The following is a 15,617-nucleotide window of genomic DNA, read 5'->3' on the forward strand; positions in this document are numbered from 1 at the left end:
CTCATTCTAGAAAAAATAAACTCCTAAATCAGTGAAGTCTGTTCCTCGTTATCGTTGCTTGGCGTCAGATCGATCAAATCTGCATCGGGCAAAGGCTTCTGCATATCCTTGGCTTCATCCCAAGGAGCGCGAAGCCACGTGTCGATTTCTTCTGTTGTGCGCAGAATGACCGGCATTGCCTTTGGGTGAACAGGCTTGACCACGGCATTCGGTTCAGTTGTCAGGAAGCCGAAGATATCGACCTCGACCGGTCCCTCTTTTTTCTTCCGCACACCTTTCCATGTGGTCCAGATGCCTGCGAACGCAAAGAGCGGCCTTTCCTCGTTGAGGGCGAACCAATGCAAAGGCTTTCGCTTCGTCTTCGAGTCAAGCTCTTGCCCGTATTCTGAAAAAGAAGTTGCTGGAACAACGCAGCGGCTCTCGACGCCTTGCCAGCGTCGCCAATGCGGGGAGGTGAGATTGCGAATGTTCGTCACACCGCTATCAGCTTCGCCCTTCACGTAAATAGGCGGGGTAGGCATGCCCCAACGAAGGTGTGCAAGCTCATGCTCGCCGTCAGGAAGATTGCGCAGAACCGGCGCCGGATAATCGGGATACACGTCGAGCTGCGGATCAAAACGGTTGGTCACATCACCGAATTTTGGGAACAGACGGCGCATGGCCTCATGATTGGTCGTGATGTTATAAAGATTACACATGCGCTCCTCCTGACAGGAAGAGAATAGGGCGCAGTTTATCTTCGTCCAGCAAGCAAATCTTCGCCTTGCTGTTTGTGCGCGCGACAGAACCAAAATTGTTCCCGGCTGGTCTTATATCCGAATGTACCCCAAGCCTTGCAGTCGACATCATCGCACCAATGCTCGAATAGTTTGCCTGGTTGTGAGACGTGGGCTTTATCGTTGTTGTATCCGGGCATTCTACCTCGGCGCTCGATAAACTACGAATTCGCTCTGCCCCTTCATGGTGCAGGCCTCACAGCGAAGTTTCCATTGATGCTGTCGCAACGGCTCGTTCCTGTCGATTTTGCGTGCAACTTCTTTTGTATTCAGATCGTTTATGTATCCGCATCGTGTGCACAGTCCGCATAGAATCGCCCACGGCTCCAGATCAGCAATGCGGGTGAACGCGTCAATTTTCTCGTGTGAAGGTGGCCTTGGCATGCGGTTTATCGAACGAAAATTCGTTCCCATTTGCCATGGCCAAAAGGCTTGCCGCCATGACGACGCATGAAAGCGCTCATGCGCCTTTCAGAGGGGAAGCTAAACACGCAAAAATCGATCCCAGATTTGCGCGCCATGCGATGAGGCAAGTTAGCACCAAGACGGCCTGCGTCCCGGTGCACTTCATGTCGCGCGCATTTCAATGCGTAGGATTCAGGAAGGGCGACTTGAAACGTATTCATTACGCTGCCCTCTTAAAAAGTGGAGCACGTTGGCCATGGGTGAGCGCAAGATGTGAGAGTTCTATTTCACGTGCAAGAAAGTCTCGGTCTTTAAGTAGTGCTTCTATAGCCGCGTGCACATCGCCTCCATGGTAGGCGAGAACCATCTCAATTTCGGCTTCATAATTCTGCGCAAGGGTATTCATGGATTTCTCCTGAATTAACGAATGTTCCTATTTTGTTCTATTTTGAAGTAGGAGTCAATAATTCTGTTAAGATTGCAGATACGTGTGCCGTGAGGTATCATGTGCCAACAATATCAGGAGATCATTCTTGGCGAAAATAAAAAAGCGCTCGTGGGAGAACGCGAGCGGAAAACATGAAGCTTGGCAGTTGGATTTCACTGACAGGCATGGGAAACGCCATCGGGAACAATATGCAAAAAAGAGGGAAGCAGAAGCACGACTATCTGAGATCATAACTGAGACAGGGACATCGACGTATAAAGAGGCGGCTCAAACGACAACTGTCGTTGACGTATGTGATGATTTTTATAAGGCAATGGAAACGCGCAATAAGCGCGGCGAAAGCGTTGTTCAATCATATCTGCGCACGACTAAGCAGCACATCGACAATTGGATAGACCCAAAAGAAGAAAGCGCTGTCGGGTTCACGAAGGGCATTGGACAAAAGACGCTGTCTGAATTGACCACATCAGACGTAATCAAACTTAGGAACGACATGCGCGATGCATCAGCCGGCGTGGTTACAACCCGCCGTGTGCTCGGCACCTTAAGCCGCATACTGAAGCACGGCGTGGAGACGGATAAAGTGGGGATAAACGTCGCTAAGGGCGTCCGAGTTATCGGAACACGCGCTGAAGCTACTGAAAAGGTCACGCCACCATCAAAGTTAACGCTGGCTAGCATCCTAAAAAAATCCGATGAGCAACTGGCACTTCGCATAAGGTTCGCAGCTTCGTCGGGTCTCCGAGCCTCAGAACAATGGGCATTGCGCTGGGCGCATTTGGACTTGAATAACGGTTACGTCTCCGTTGAAACTCGCGTTGATGCTTATGGTGAGTTCGATACAACCAAGTCGTCTGCAGGAAGGCGAACCGTTCCAATCGGCAAGGCGATGCTTGATCAATTAAAGGTATGGAAAAGTGTAACAAAGCATGGTGATTCGGAAGACTTTGTCTTCACCGATAGCAAAGGCGGGTTCGTACGCCATACAAACTTTATGAAGCGAGATTGGAAGCCGATAAGCAAGAAGGCCGGCGTAGCGGATATGGGTTGGCACGCCCTGCGTCATTATGCAGTTTCAACATGGATCGAGGCAGGGCTATCTCCGAAGGCGGTTCAGACTCTGGCCGGTCATTCAAGCTACGCGATCACGATGAATCGATATGGCCACCTTTTCCCATCGGATGATCATAAGGCCGCATTCGACAAGATTGCTGAAACGCTGGCAGGATGATTGATTGGCACATGAATGACACATGAAGTCAGTAACATATTGAAATATAAAAACATATACATTGACTTTTAATCAGTAGGTCCAGGGTTCGAATCCCTGCGCGCTCACCAATTTCAAAGACTTAGCCCTATCTAAAGACATTGGTTTTACAGGACGCCATATACTTAACAGTTGGGCTTCTATGTCGTGCCCTTTCTCATCGCATCAATCACGTTGCGACCTGTAAGGTAATTCTTGATGAGGATGCTTTCCCATTCAGATTTTGAATGCCCCGCGTTTATTGAGCGAAGGATAAAATCCATCCGGTTCACTCATTTGGATCGGCTGGACGGCCGTTGCGGAATGCGGTGAAAAGAATGCGGTTGATTGATATGCTCAATAGAACACAAAGGAACGACTCATGAGCAATTTAGAAACAGCAATTGCGGTAGCTGCGGCGGCTCACATGGATCACAAGAGCGATTCCGGCGATCCCTACATTCTGCATCCGCTGCGTGTTATGATGGCCCAGAAGACGCTTGAAACGCAGATTCTGGCGATTATGCATGACATGATCGAGCACACCAATACATCATTGAATGATGTCTACTCGTTCGGCTTTGACGACGACATCGTTTTGGCTTTGAATGCGATTACCCGGCGTGATGACGAAGACTATTTCGTCTACGTGAAGCGAGCCTGTTCAAATCCCATCGCGCGACCAGTCAAGATCGCTGATCTGCGCGATAACTTGCTCAGCTACGGCGATGACGAAGAAAGCAGAGTGCGTTACACGACCGCTCTGGAGATGCTCGGGGAGACGCCTTGAACCAATTTTACGTAGGTCAGCAGGTCGCCTGCATCGATTCTGCTGTCGGCTTCGAGCAATATCTGGAGATCAAGGAAGGCGAGGTCTATACAATCGAGTGGATAGGACCTTTTGAGCATTACATTCACGGCTCTTATATCGGCGTGCGACTTAAGAATGTCGATCGCGGCACATGTCCACAGTTCGGATATGAAAACCCGCCTTTTGCTGCCCGACGATTCCGCCCACTTGTTAAAGACCGCTTGTCGTCACTGCGAGGCTTGCTCGCAGACCGGCTTGTAACTGAGCAGTTTGAAGAGCCTAAGCGTAAGGTGAGGGACGTTGTGTGATGGGTGGGATAAATCCCACGATCGATGATGTCGCAAAAGCCTTTTCATCGCCATCCATCAGAAGGCTGTGCAGGCGGGAAGAATATCCCTGATCGAATCTGACGGTGTGGGTCGACCAGCCATCACGAGTTGCCATGGTTGCTTACAGCTGAACGAACTAAACAAAAACATGTCGTTTGCACTCGGAAACATCTTCAACGCCTAGAGCATTTCTGGATTAAGTTAAATCATTAGAAATGCTCGATCTTTTTGTTTTTACGCACATCTTGCCCGAAAGCCGATACCTACTTTTCGGGATATGCTCTAGTCCGCTCCGGTCAAAAGGGCGCTGCCAGCCGTCTATTGATCTGAACGAGAATTATCTTTTTAGCTGAGCGCGTCAAAGTACTGGAACATAAAAAGACCGCCCATTGGGCGGCTTATTATTCCATATCGGGGATTTCACCATACTGGTAAATAATGGCTGGAGGTCCATATTCACCAATGTCTGGATCAGCTTCTCTGCTCCAAGCGACTATTCCGGTATGTTTTCCCTCCAGTGATCGAGCTGTACGCAACGCCCGTCCCTCGGTATCAAAGGCCACTGGATCAAAAGCGGAAACCAATTCACCATCATCATTTCTGTCAAATGCCGCAACCACGATAAGACGAGCCGCCGTCATTTAATTCACTTTCCCTTACTGTCGAGGTCAAGCTCCGCATTATCTTCGGGGCCATTCGTGGTCTTCTTTTTAATAGCTTTTCCCTTGCCTGCTTTGGGTTCTGGTTGGCGGTCGGGTGAGCTTGTAAATTTTATTGCCATGGATCTGCTGAACTACCTTTAAAGTAAGAATGTTCTTAAAATGTTCTCATTTGGCAAGGATGTCAATCTTTATTCGTCTGGATTGGCATCGTTGCATCGATGTTTGAAAAATTGGCCTGATTGTGCGACGTCAGCGTTGTCGTTTTATACCCGCTCATCAATCCCAACACTGCTACCCTACCAGTGTGATTATTCAGATGCGCCTCGCCGAAAACCTCAGTTGGGCGTCAAGCCGCCCAACCTTCTGCTTGAAAGGCGAAAACGTGAGCTCACTAAGCTCGTCGCCGTTTGGGTCCCGTATTTGTCGCAGTGACAATCGCGTTAAGGGATGAGATGAGCGGTTATGAGCCTTAAAGCCAGAATAGTCGGCGACAAGTTTGAAGCGGCCCTTTGGGTCGCGTCAATTGCGCTTGTCATTCTGTTTCAGGGTATCGTAACTTCTTACGCGCAAGCCTCTATGGTTGCGTGGTCCAATGGCCAAACTTCAGTCATCTGCTCGATCCATGAAGCTCAGGCCAATGGCGATGAAGCTCCGCTTAAGGATCTTGCGCGTTCGTGCTGTTCAACGCTTTGTCAGGCCGCTTGCGCTATCGGCGCGGGCATTGCAGCTCAAACGCTTTCCTTTGCTTACCATGCAGTATTTGTTGCCCGTCATCATGTCGTGCGGCTTGTGGTTTACGGCCCACCTGATTTTCTGGCTGAAACCTATTTGCCCAGAGGTCCGCCCGCATTTTTCAGCTGATGCATGAATCAAATCCGGCGTTTCGCAACTTTTGCGCGTTCTGATTGAAGCGCAGTTGCGTTCTGTCCGGCTTTTTCACACAGGCTGGAGATGCCAATGTTTTCTTTCTATCTGCACGCAGGTGCTGCACGAAATGCGGTGCGGCCATGACCGATGCCATACTACCAAAAACTCAGTCAAAGAACGGTTCTGCCGATGCAGCGCGAGTTGCCGGTTCGGGTCTTAGGGCCTTCGTCACAAGGCTGCACTTCTATGTCGGGCTGTTCGTTGGTCCATTTATCCTGATCGCGGCGATCACAGGCACGCTTTATGTGCTGACGCCGCAGATTGAAAATATGATCTACCGAGATCAATTGCGCACGTCTTCTTTGGGCACAGTGCAGCCCTTGGCAGAGCAGGTGAAGGCCGCACGTGATTTTATCGGTGAGGAGCCGAAGCTTTTTGCCATCCGTCCATCGACAGGTCCGGGCTGGAACTCACGGGTTATGTTCAACGAACCGGGCCTTGGTGAATCTGAGAGCCGTGCAATCTTTGTTGATCCGATTACCTTGGCAATCAAGGGAGATCTGGTCGTCTATGGTACGAGCGGCGTTCTGCCATTGCGCGCGTCCATCGACTATCTGCATCGTAATCTGATGCTCGGAAATTTTGGCCGCTATTATAGCGAGCTTGCGGCCTCATGGTTGTGGGTAGCGGCCCTTGGCGGTGTTCTGCTCTGGTGGTGGAAACGGGATATCCGGCGCAGTTCAAAGGCCAAAGAAAATGTACACTTGCGCACGCGGCGCCTGCACAGCCAGATCGGGATATGGATTGCTGTTGGGTTAGTCTTTATTTCGGCGACTGGCATGACATGGTCGCAATTGGCAGGTGGACGGATTGACGATTTTCGTGCAGCCGTCGGATGGATAACACCTTCCGTTTCGGCAACGCTCGATAAGCCAGCTGCAGCGGCTGATCCGCATGCTGAACACAACGATCATGGCAGTCATCAGGATCACAGTGCTGTTGCATCGACAATCGATTATGTCAGTCAGCTTGATGCTGTAAATCTTTTGTCGCGGCAATCTGGTTTGGACTCGCCAATGCTGGAAATTCGTCTTCCGCGAAATGCCGATCAGGCCTGGCTCGTCCGTGAATATGATCGCTCCTGGCCAACGCAGGTTGATACCATTGCTATTGATCCGCGTGACATGAAGGTAATCAGCAGGGCCGATTTTGAAACATTCCCGATCATTGCCAAGCTCATTCGCTGGGGAATTGATTTGCATATGGGTGTTCTGTTTGGCGTCGCTAATCAGGTTGTTATGGCTTTGCTCGGATTGTCGCTGATAGGCATGATTATCTATGGCTATCGCATCTGGTGGCAGCGACGGCCACCGGTTGGGGCCACGCCACGAACGTTGATCCAGAGCTGGCTCTATCTCAACGCAGCGCAGAGAGTTCTGATTGTGGTGGTCGCGGCCGCTATAGGCTGGGCTCTGCCGATGATCGGATTAAGCCTGATTGCATTTATGCTGGTTGATCTGGCGCGCTGGCGCTTCAGCAACACGAGGGCTGTTAAAGCTTGATGCATAATGGCACCGACATTCTTTGTCGGTGCCATTTCTGTTTCAGCTTGCCGGGCGTGGTGGCAAGCCCGCGCGAGCGCGCATCTTGTCGAGCAAGGCTGCGGCAATCGGCTCATAGTTTTCATCAAAATGATGCCCGCCGGATAACTTCATCAGGTCAGCGCCTTTAAGTTCAGGTGCTGTGCAGGCGGTGTCATCTTCTTCTTCGCCGTAGACGCAGACAACACGATCCAGTGGGATCGTAGTGATAGCTGGCACAACGTCCTTGTCGCCATCCATACCAAGCCAGCCTTCAATAGAAACCTGAAATGTTGTTGTAGTTTCAACGCCGAGAAGTCCGACCATCTTCGTGCGGTCCTGAAGTGCAGGGTCAAGATATTTCCATGCAAATGGGAATGTATCTGCCCCGAACGAATAGCCAAGAACTGCGACTGGCAGTTTGCCTGTCGGGTCGGCTTTCTGGATCATTGCAGTTGTATCGCGTGCGATTTCTTCCGGTGTGCGCTCAGACCAGAAATAGCGCAGTGAATCGACGCCGATTACATGAACGCCATGAGCCTGTAACCATTCGCCGATTGACTTGTCGAGATCGCGCCAGCCGCCATCGCCTGAATAGAACACAGCGACCATATCGCTCTTGCCGCCTTTGGCAGGGAGATCGACAATTGGCAATGCTTCGTTCTTGGCATCCTGATCGGCCATGGCAACGACATTATCGACAGCCATCTTCATACGTGCCGGGAAATCGGGTCCCGATTGCAGCACCGCAATTTTTTTCTGACGCGCATCAACCGGGTTATTCACCGGCGATCCTGTGGGCGCGATCACCAGTGTCGGGGCAGGCATATTTACATCATAGCCGTAGGTGAAGCCGCCATCAGGTGCTTTGGTGGCTTCGGCTGCTTCCGTACACGAAGGCAGACGTGTTTTCGCAGGTGACGGGTCGAGAGCGATAGCGCCTGCGATGGTTGCATCGGGCGAATCCGATGCGGCCGCATAGGCAATCGTTGCACCCTGACCAATGCCGGTTACGACCGGATGATAATAGACATCGAGATCAAGTCCGCGAAGGGCTTCCTTTGCGATGGCTTCAAAATCGGAGTCGAGATAGTTGCACTCGCCATCCTCTTTATCGAGCGCTGCCTTCCAGGGTCCGAGTTCAACAGGCAGAACGATGATATTGCGTGCCAGCATAGCGTCCATATAGCTACGCTCATTGTCGCCAATGCCCTTTTCATCGCTGAGAAGAATAGCAAGGCCGACAGGATCGCCCTTAGGCATATAAACCGGAATATTCGACAGCCGCTCGGCACTTGCATGAATGACTGGTTCATCGGCATTGAAGAATTGCGCCCATTGGCGTGCAATCTTGCCGGGGTGGAGCGCTGCATAGGCACCGGCACCACCAATCAACGCCAACCCAAGAACGGTTAAAAGAATGCGTCGCTTCTTCATTTGCGGATGAACTCCAGAGGGCTACCGTTGATCAGTGTTGTGGCATCAATAAGTGTACGTGGTGTTTCCAGGCCGCCGGGACACACCATGTAATGCGGCGTCCATATAGGGTCAAACTTCTCTTTGAAGGCCTTGAGGCCGTCGAAGTGATAAAGGTCCGCACCGCGCCGATAGATGAACGAACCAAAACGGTTCCAGCGTGAAGCAAGTCTGCTACGGTTCAGGCCAGAGAGCGGTGCCGCCCCAAGATTAAACCATTTATAGCCCTGATCCTTACTATACATAAGCAGCTTGGCAAAAAGTGCATCCATCAGAAGCTTATGCACGTCGGGCATGTAACGCATCAGGTCGACCGTGATTTCGTATTTGTCAGCTCCGCGCCACAAATTGGCGAAAGCAACAATCTCGCCATCCTTTTTCATCACGGCGACGTCAAAGCGTTCCATATAATCATCATCGAAATAGCCGAGCGAAAAGCCCTTTTCGCTGCCGGATTTATGATCGAGCCACGCATCGGATATTTCCCGCAGGCGAGGCACGAGCGGCGGTACGTCTTTCACGTCGATGACTTCAAAAGTCAGCCCATCCTTGTCAACCTTGCGGTCGGCATAACGGAATGGCTGGCGGCGAGGGCCTTCGAGTGAGAAATCAGTGAGACCGACACGTGCGACTTCGCCGAGCTTGAGTGCGACAAGTCCCATATCCAGAAACAGCGGCAGGCTTTCTGGCCCAATGCCGTAAAACACGGTGCGCAATGCCATTTTATCGGCAAGGCCGTGGAAAGACCATGCAAGTTCTCTGGCGGCCTGCTTATCTCCGATTGGTTCACCCAGGGCGATCAGACTGCCCCCGGATTGCGCATACATAATGAACGCATTTTTATCGGGTGCCAGCAGGAACTGCTTGTCGCCCAGCATGGCGAGAGCGGCATCTGTATGCGGGCAAGCGGCCACAAGTGCGGGGACAGCATCCGGAATGGAGTAATCGCGTTTGCGCTTGCGCTGGCTGTGTCTGTTGATGATCGAGTGGAGGCCAACTGCGGCAACCACCGCAAAGACCAGAATAGTTGCACGCAGGAAGCGTGGTGCATTGTCATTCCACGCAAAGTCCCACCAGAGATCGTTGGAATATTCAACGTGGCGATAGACGAAGAAACCCAGCCATGTGGAAACAATGACAGTGGTGCCAACCGATGCAATCCAGCTCCAGCTCAGTTCAAACGGGCCGGAGATCGGGCGTCGATAGAAGGAATCGCGGAAGCCCCACAATGCAAAGGCAAAGAGGCAGAGAATGGTTGCTTCTTCCCAGTCGAGGCCTTTGGTGAGTGAGAAAACGGCGCCAAAAAGCAGAAGGGCAAGAGCGGCGATCCACGCGCGTTCCAGCCGTTTAAACAGGCCGCGGGCAACGATCAGCAGTGCTACACCGACGAGACTTGCTGCAAGATGCGATGTTTCAACGAAAAACTCAGGTACGATTCCTGATAGTATTTTTGTTCGGTTATGCAGGTCTGGCGTTGCGCCTGAAACCAGCAAAATGATGCCGCCAAGAAAGATGATACTCGCAGAAAGTCCCGGTATCAAAGGTTCGACGAGGCGCTTGGCGAATTTGGCTTGCCGTCCCAGCATTTGCCGGCGGCGCATGATTTCCCAGATCAGAATGCCAGCTGTGGAGACAACAAGCGGCATGACCGTATAGATCACGCGATAGGCAAGAAGTGCAGCAATTGCATCGGGTTGTCCGCCAATGCCGAGACCGGCAATGATTGTCGCTTCAAAGGCACCAAGTCCACCCGGTGCGTGGCTTGCAATGCCGAGCACTATGGCAATGACATAAACGAGTGAGAAGACAGCAAAGCTTGGAACCGCGTCCTGTGGCATCAGTACATAGAGCGTTGCAGCAGCTGCGCCGACATCGACAAGTCCCGCAAAAATCTGTGTGATTGCACCTTTGGAGTTAGGCAGGCGCAGGCTGAGCGATCCAAAGCGCAGCGTGCGTTCGCCATGTGAAAGCCAGTAGATCAGCCAGCCGATGCAGCCCAGAATGACGATACCCGCAACAATATCGATGCGAGAGTCGATCGTTGAAATCCACGGTACATCTTGCGGATCGATAAGAAGTGCTGCTCCCACCATGATGATGAGCGCAAACCAGATTGCAAACCAGGACGTGCCGACAATCTTGCCGATATCTGCAAGACTGATGCCTTCAGCCGCATAGATACGATAGCGAAGCGCACCTCCCGTCAGAAGTGAGAAGCCGATTGCATTGGAAATCGCATATCCTGCCGCACCCGCCACAGCTGCAATGCGGCGAGGTATCTGGTTTGGAGCAATGGTGTCCACTGCAACCACGTCATACAGCGCAACGGCTGCATAGCTTAGCATGGTGAAGAAGACTGCAAGCCCGATGGTCGTCCATGATATCGCATGAAACGCCTCAAGCGTGTCCTTGCGCGATGTATTCTGGAGCAGATTTTCCAGAATATAGATTGCAAGCAGGGCGATCGCTATGCCTGCTATGGGAAACAGAAAATGCTGGTAGCGCTTCAGCCAACCGAAAGATTTATTCTGTCTGGCAGGTACTGAAGAAGGTTCTTCATTCTCAATTAAGCTCATCGGAGCGTCGTCCAGTTGGAGCAATCTAAAATTGCGCAAGTGATCTTGATTTAGGGCGAACTTATGTTCGAGCGAGATGCCGCATTGAAAATATTCAAAGTAATGCCGAAGTTGGGCTATAAGGCCAGCAAATGGCATTCGCCGCAAGCATTTTGAGTGAAATCGGAAAGTTCGAGATTTTTTTCCGCATTTTGATCAAAAACAAATCAATAGAACAGCTTATCTGGTTCAGATAAGAAGTGTTCTATGTGAAAAATGAGGTTTTGGTGCTCAGTGTTTCTTATCTGACGGCTGCTGGCGCAGGTGCGCTGTCGTTCTTATCGCCCTGTGTTCTGCCGCTGGTCCCGCCTTATCTATGCTATATGGCAGGCGTGAGCGTTGAGGATTTTCGCGCTGAAAAGGAATCACGTATTGCCGCCGCGTCCATACAACGCCGTTCGCTGGCATTTGCTGCGATCTCCTTCGTGCTCGGTTTTACCACTGTTTTTGTAGCGCTTGGCGCTGGTGCTTCGTCCATCGGCGCATTTCTGCGCATGTGGCAGCAGGAAATCGCCATGGTGGCGGGTGTCGTCATCATTTTGATGGGGCTTAACTTCCTTGGTATATTGCGGTTCTCGTTTTTGTCTCGCGAAGCACGCTTTCAGGCGCGCAATGCCCCTGCGTCACCGCTTGGGGCCTATGTCATGGGCCTGGCTTTTGCTTTCGGCTGGACGCCTTGTATCGGGCCGGTTCTCGGACCAATTCTCACATTGGCTGGCGGCAGCAGCACAGTGGGTGAGGGTGCTGCCCTTTTGGCCGTTTATTCGCTGGGACTTGGTATTCCGTTTCTGATCGCCGCCCTTTTTTCGGGCGCATTCATGCGGTTTCTGTCGAGGTTCCGCGTTCACCTTGGAAAAGTCGAAAAGGCAATGGGCGCACTTCTCGTTATTGCCGGCGTGCTCTTCCTCACGGGCGGTATGCAGTCGTTTTCATTCTGGTTACTCGAAACCTTCCCAGCATTGGGCCGATTGGGCTAAGCAGTCCGTAAATTTCCATATACGCTTTGATGCTATGAGCAGATAAGCCTTCAATTATTCTGGACGATACAATGACAGACCGTACCTGCCTTTCCATCGTGCTTGCCGCTGGCGAAGGCACGCGAATGAAGTCGAGCTTGCCGAAAGTGCTGCATCAGGTCGCGGGGCTCCCGCTGGTCTGCCATGTGGTGAAAGCTGTGCAGGGTACTGGAAAGAGCGACGTTGCGCTGGTCGTTGGGCGTGGTGCCGATAAAGTGCAGACGGCTGTCGAAAAAGTTGCAGATGCTGTTTCCGCTTTTGAGCAGACCGAGCGTTTGGGCACTGCCCATGCCGTGCTGGCAGCACGCGAAGCAATCGCACGTGGCTATGACGATCTGCTGATCGTCTTTGGCGATACGCCGCTTATCGAAGCGCAATCGTTGCAGGCTGCACGCAGTCAACTCGCAGAGGGTTCTGATGTCGTCGTAATTGGTTTTCGTCCGGCCAGCCCACAGGGCTATGGCCGCCTGATCGAAGAGAATGGCAAGCTGGTTGCAATTGTCGAAGACAAAGAAGCGACCGACGCTCAGAAGAAGATTGGTTTCTGCAATGGTGGGCTGATGGCGGTGCGTGGTGCGCATGCGTTGGCCTTGCTTGATGCGGTGGACAACAAGAATGCCAAAGGTGAATATTATCTGACGGATATCGTGGGCCTGGCTCACGAAAAGGGTTTGAATGTTACGGCACTTGAAGTGCCCGTCGATAATGTCATTGGCATCAACAATCGGGCGGAACTGGCAGAGGCGGAAAACATCTGGCAGAACCGCAAGCGTCAGGACATGATGCTGGCAGGGGTGACGTTGATCGCCCCTGAAACCGTGTTCTTCTCACACGATACATTGATTGAAGCTGATGTGATTATCGAGCCGAATGTATTTTTCGGACCCGGCGTCCATGTCGCATCGGGCGCGCTGATACATGCGTTTTCACATATTGAAGGCGCGAAGATTGGTGAGAAGGCTGAGATTGGACCGTTCGCTCGGTTGCGTCCCGGTGCAAATCTTGGTGAAAAGTCAAAGGTTGGCAATTTCTGCGAAGTGAAGAACGCTGAGGTCGGCAAGGGTGCAAAGATCAATCACCTTACCTATATCGGTGATGCGATCGTTGGTGCATCCAGCAATATCGGTGCGGGAACGATTACCTGTAATTACGATGGCTATAACAAATATAAGACTGTGATTGGTGAAAACGCATTCGTAGGTTCCAACAGTTCACTGGTGGCGCCTGTTGAAATTGGCGATAATGCCTATATCGCTTCAGGCAGTACTATCACCGATAATGTGCCAGCAGATGCGCTGGCGTTTGGCCGAGCCCGGCAGGAAACCAAAAAAGGCCGGGGAAAGGCCTTGCGAGAGAAGTATGCTGCCATCAAAGCGGCTAAAATCTCATCGAAATAAATCGACGATCAGATGAAGAGCGCGGTAATCTCTTGGGTTGCCGTTCTGCGTTAAAATCTTTAAATCGCGGCTATACGCGTGAATATCGGATTTGGAGCACCCTATGTGTGGAATTATTGGCATTATCGGAAATAACGAGGTCGCGCCGCGTCTGGTGGATGCGCTGAAGCGACTTGAATACCGTGGTTATGATTCTGCCGGTATTGCTACGCTCCAAAATGGCAAGCTTGATCGTCGTCGTGCTGAGGGTAAGCTCGTTAATCTCGAAAATCGCCTTGTGGGCGAACCGCTTCCAGGCGTGATTGGCATCGGCCATACCCGCTGGGCAACCCATGGCAAGCCAGTCGAGCGCAATGCGCATCCGCATATCACCAACCGTCTGGCTGTGGTGCATAACGGTATTATCGAAAATTTTGCTGAACTGCGCACCATGCTTGAAGCCGAAGGCCGCAAGTTTGAGACAGAGACTGATACTGAAGCGGTTGCTCACCTTGTGACGCGCGAACTGGAAAAAGGCAAATCGCCGGTTGAAGCCGTGCGCGACAGCCTGCCATTGTTGCAGGGCGCTTTTGCACTCGCTTTCCTGTTTGAAGGCGATGAAGAAACATTGATCGGTGCGCGTCAGGGACCGCCGTTGGCCGTTGGCTATGGCGATGGTGAAATGTTCATTGGTTCCGACGCCATCGCGCTGTCGCCGTTCACCGACACCATTGCTTATCTTGAAGATGGCGATTGGGCTGTGCTGACCCGCAACAGCGTGACTGTCTATGACGAAAACAATGCGCAGGTGGAACGCTCCGTCCAGAAATCACAAACTGCCAATATGCTGGTATCGAAGGGCAATCATCGCCACTTCATGCAGAAAGAGATGTTCGAGCAGCCGGAAGTCATTTCCCATACGCTCGCAAACTATCTCGATTTCACCACAGGCAAGGTTCGTCAGGAAGCAATCGATATTGATTTCAGCAAGGTTGATCGTCTGACGATTTCTGCCTGCGGCACGGCATTTTATGCGGCATCGGTGGGTAAATACTGGTTCGAGCAGATTGCGCGTCTGCCCGTCGATAGCGATATTGCATCAGAATTCCGCTATCGCGAAATGCCACTTTCGAAAGACTCTCTTGCGATGTTTGTTTCGCAGTCGGGCGAAACGGCTGATACGCTGGCCTCTTTGCGTTATTGCAAGTCGCAAGGACTGAAGATCGCATCCGTGGTCAACGTCACCGGCTCGACGATTGCGCGTGAATCGGATGCCATATTCCCGACGCTTGCCGGTCCCGAAATCGGTGTTGCTTCAACCAAGGCTTTCACGTGCCAGCTGTCAACCATGGCATCACTTGCGATTGCTGCTGCAAAAGCACGTGGCACGATTGACGACAAGCGCGAACAGGAACTGGTGCGCCAGCTTTCGGAAGCGCCACGGTTCATCAATCAGGTGTTGAAGCTTGAAGACGAGATCGCGGCAGTCTGCCATGAACTGGCTAAGGTCAACCACGCACTTTATCTCGGTCGCGGAACATCCTTCCCACTGGCCATGGAAGGCGCGCTGAAGCTCAAGGAAATCTCATATATCCACGCTGAAGGTTATGCGGCTGGTGAGCTGAAGCACGGACCGATTGCGCTGATCGATGAGACTATGCCGGTTATTGTCATTGCGCCATCGGATCGTCTTTACGAGAAGACCGTTTCCAACATGCAGGAAGTAGCTGCACGTGGTGGGCGTATTATTCTGATCACCGATAAGAAGGGTGCTGCGGCCGCAAGTCTTGATACAATGGCAACTATCGTCCTTCCGGATGTGCCGGAGTTCATCACACCGCTTGTCTATGCGCTGCCAATCCAGATGCTCGCTTATCATACTGCCATTCTCATGGGCACGGACGTTGATCAGCCGCGCAATCTCGCGAAGTCGGTGACTGTAGAGTAAAAGAAAAACAGTCTGTTATAGATAGACACTCATAAATGAATAGAAATGGTCGCAGTGAT

13 protein-coding genes are annotated in these 15,617 nt (G+C 51.8%); 8 read left to right on the plus strand and 5 right to left on the minus strand.

What is annotated here, in order from left to right; genetic code table 11:
* Positions 1 to 23: 23 nt before the first annotated feature.
* The gene (locus tag CEV32_RS08955; protein ID WP_094576352.1) at positions 24 to 698 is read right to left on the minus strand and encodes an SOS response-associated peptidase; all 675 of its coding nucleotides are present in this window, start codon (positions 696 to 698) and stop codon (positions 24 to 26) included.
* Between the two features lie 703 nt (positions 699 to 1,401).
* The gene (locus tag CEV32_RS08965; RefSeq protein WP_094576356.1) at positions 1,402 to 1,587 is read right to left on the minus strand and encodes a CUE domain-containing protein; all 186 of its coding nucleotides are present in this window, start codon (positions 1,585 to 1,587) and stop codon (positions 1,402 to 1,404) included.
* A 127-nt stretch (positions 1,588 to 1,714) separates the two neighbouring features.
* Here CEV32_RS08965 and CEV32_RS08970 point away from each other — a divergent pair, with 127 nt between their 5' ends.
* The 3 genes from CEV32_RS08970 to CEV32_RS08980 all read left to right on the plus strand — a co-directional run bounded on the left by CEV32_RS08970 (position 1,715) and on the right by CEV32_RS08980 (position 3,997).
* Positions 1,715 to 2,860 (plus strand): tyrosine-type recombinase/integrase, encoded by a 1,146-nt coding sequence (locus CEV32_RS08970; protein WP_235818777.1) that lies wholly within the window; start codon positions 1,715 to 1,717, stop codon positions 2,858 to 2,860.
* Between the two features lie 400 nt (positions 2,861 to 3,260).
* Positions 3,261 to 3,668 carry an HD domain-containing protein gene (locus CEV32_RS08975; protein WP_094576358.1) on the plus strand — a complete coding sequence of 136 codons (408 nt, stop codon included), beginning with the start codon at positions 3,261 to 3,263 and terminating at the stop codon, positions 3,666 to 3,668.
* On the plus strand, positions 3,665 to 3,997 hold the full coding sequence (locus tag CEV32_RS08980) for a hypothetical protein (protein ID WP_094576360.1): 333 nt from the start codon (positions 3,665 to 3,667) through the stop codon (positions 3,995 to 3,997). Before CEV32_RS08975 ends, CEV32_RS08980 begins: the two co-directional genes overlap by 4 nt.
* Positions 3,998 to 4,419: 422 nt before the next feature.
* Here CEV32_RS08980 and CEV32_RS08985 read toward each other — a convergent pair whose 3' ends face one another.
* Positions 4,420 to 4,659: a hypothetical protein gene (locus tag CEV32_RS08985; RefSeq protein WP_094576362.1), complete on the minus strand. Its 240-nt coding sequence runs from the start codon at positions 4,657 to 4,659 to the stop codon at positions 4,420 to 4,422.
* A 483-nt stretch (positions 4,660 to 5,142) separates the two neighbouring features.
* On the opposite strand from CEV32_RS08985, the gene CEV32_RS08990 reads away from it, so the two are divergent.
* Positions 5,143 to 5,541: a hypothetical protein gene (locus tag CEV32_RS08990; protein ID WP_094576364.1), complete on the plus strand. Its 399-nt coding sequence runs from the start codon at positions 5,143 to 5,145 to the stop codon at positions 5,539 to 5,541.
* A gap of 146 nt (positions 5,542 to 5,687) precedes the next feature.
* Complete coding sequence (locus tag CEV32_RS08995; protein WP_094576366.1) at positions 5,688 to 7,109, plus strand: PepSY-associated TM helix domain-containing protein; 1,422 nt, start codon at positions 5,688 to 5,690, stop codon at positions 7,107 to 7,109.
* A gap of 42 nt (positions 7,110 to 7,151) precedes the next feature.
* Here the strand turns inward: CEV32_RS08995 and CEV32_RS09000 are convergent, their stop codons facing one another.
* Positions 7,152 to 8,564 (minus strand): virulence factor family protein, encoded by a 1,413-nt coding sequence (locus CEV32_RS09000; protein WP_208620829.1) that lies wholly within the window; start codon positions 8,562 to 8,564, stop codon positions 7,152 to 7,154.
* Complete coding sequence (gene mprF, locus CEV32_RS09005) at positions 8,561 to 11,179, minus strand: bifunctional lysylphosphatidylglycerol flippase/synthetase MprF (protein ID WP_094576368.1); 2,619 nt, start codon at positions 11,177 to 11,179, stop codon at positions 8,561 to 8,563. The genes CEV32_RS09000 and mprF overlap by 4 nt, the downstream gene beginning before the upstream one ends.
* 266 nt (positions 11,180 to 11,445) lie before the next feature.
* Between mprF and CEV32_RS09010 the strand changes: the two genes are divergently transcribed.
* The 3 genes from CEV32_RS09010 (at position 11,446) to glmS (ending at position 15,558) form a co-directional block, all read left to right on the plus strand.
* Positions 11,446 to 12,195 carry a cytochrome c biogenesis CcdA family protein gene (locus CEV32_RS09010; RefSeq protein WP_094576503.1) on the plus strand — a complete coding sequence of 250 codons (750 nt, stop codon included), beginning with the start codon at positions 11,446 to 11,448 and terminating at the stop codon, positions 12,193 to 12,195.
* Positions 12,196 to 12,266: 71 nt separating this feature from the next.
* Entirely contained in the window at positions 12,267 to 13,631 is a 1,365-nt protein-coding gene (gene glmU, locus CEV32_RS09015) for a bifunctional UDP-N-acetylglucosamine diphosphorylase/glucosamine-1-phosphate N-acetyltransferase GlmU (protein WP_094576370.1), read from the plus strand.
* 103 nt (positions 13,632 to 13,734) lie between these two features.
* On the plus strand, positions 13,735 to 15,558 hold the full coding sequence (glmS, locus tag CEV32_RS09020; RefSeq protein WP_094576372.1) for a glutamine--fructose-6-phosphate transaminase (isomerizing): 1,824 nt from the start codon (positions 13,735 to 13,737) through the stop codon (positions 15,556 to 15,558).
* Positions 15,559 to 15,617: the final 59 nt, after the last annotated feature.

The organism is Brucella rhizosphaerae (assembly GCF_002252475.1).
Taxonomy (GTDB): Bacteria; Pseudomonadota; Alphaproteobacteria; order Rhizobiales; family Rhizobiaceae; genus Brucella; species Brucella rhizosphaerae.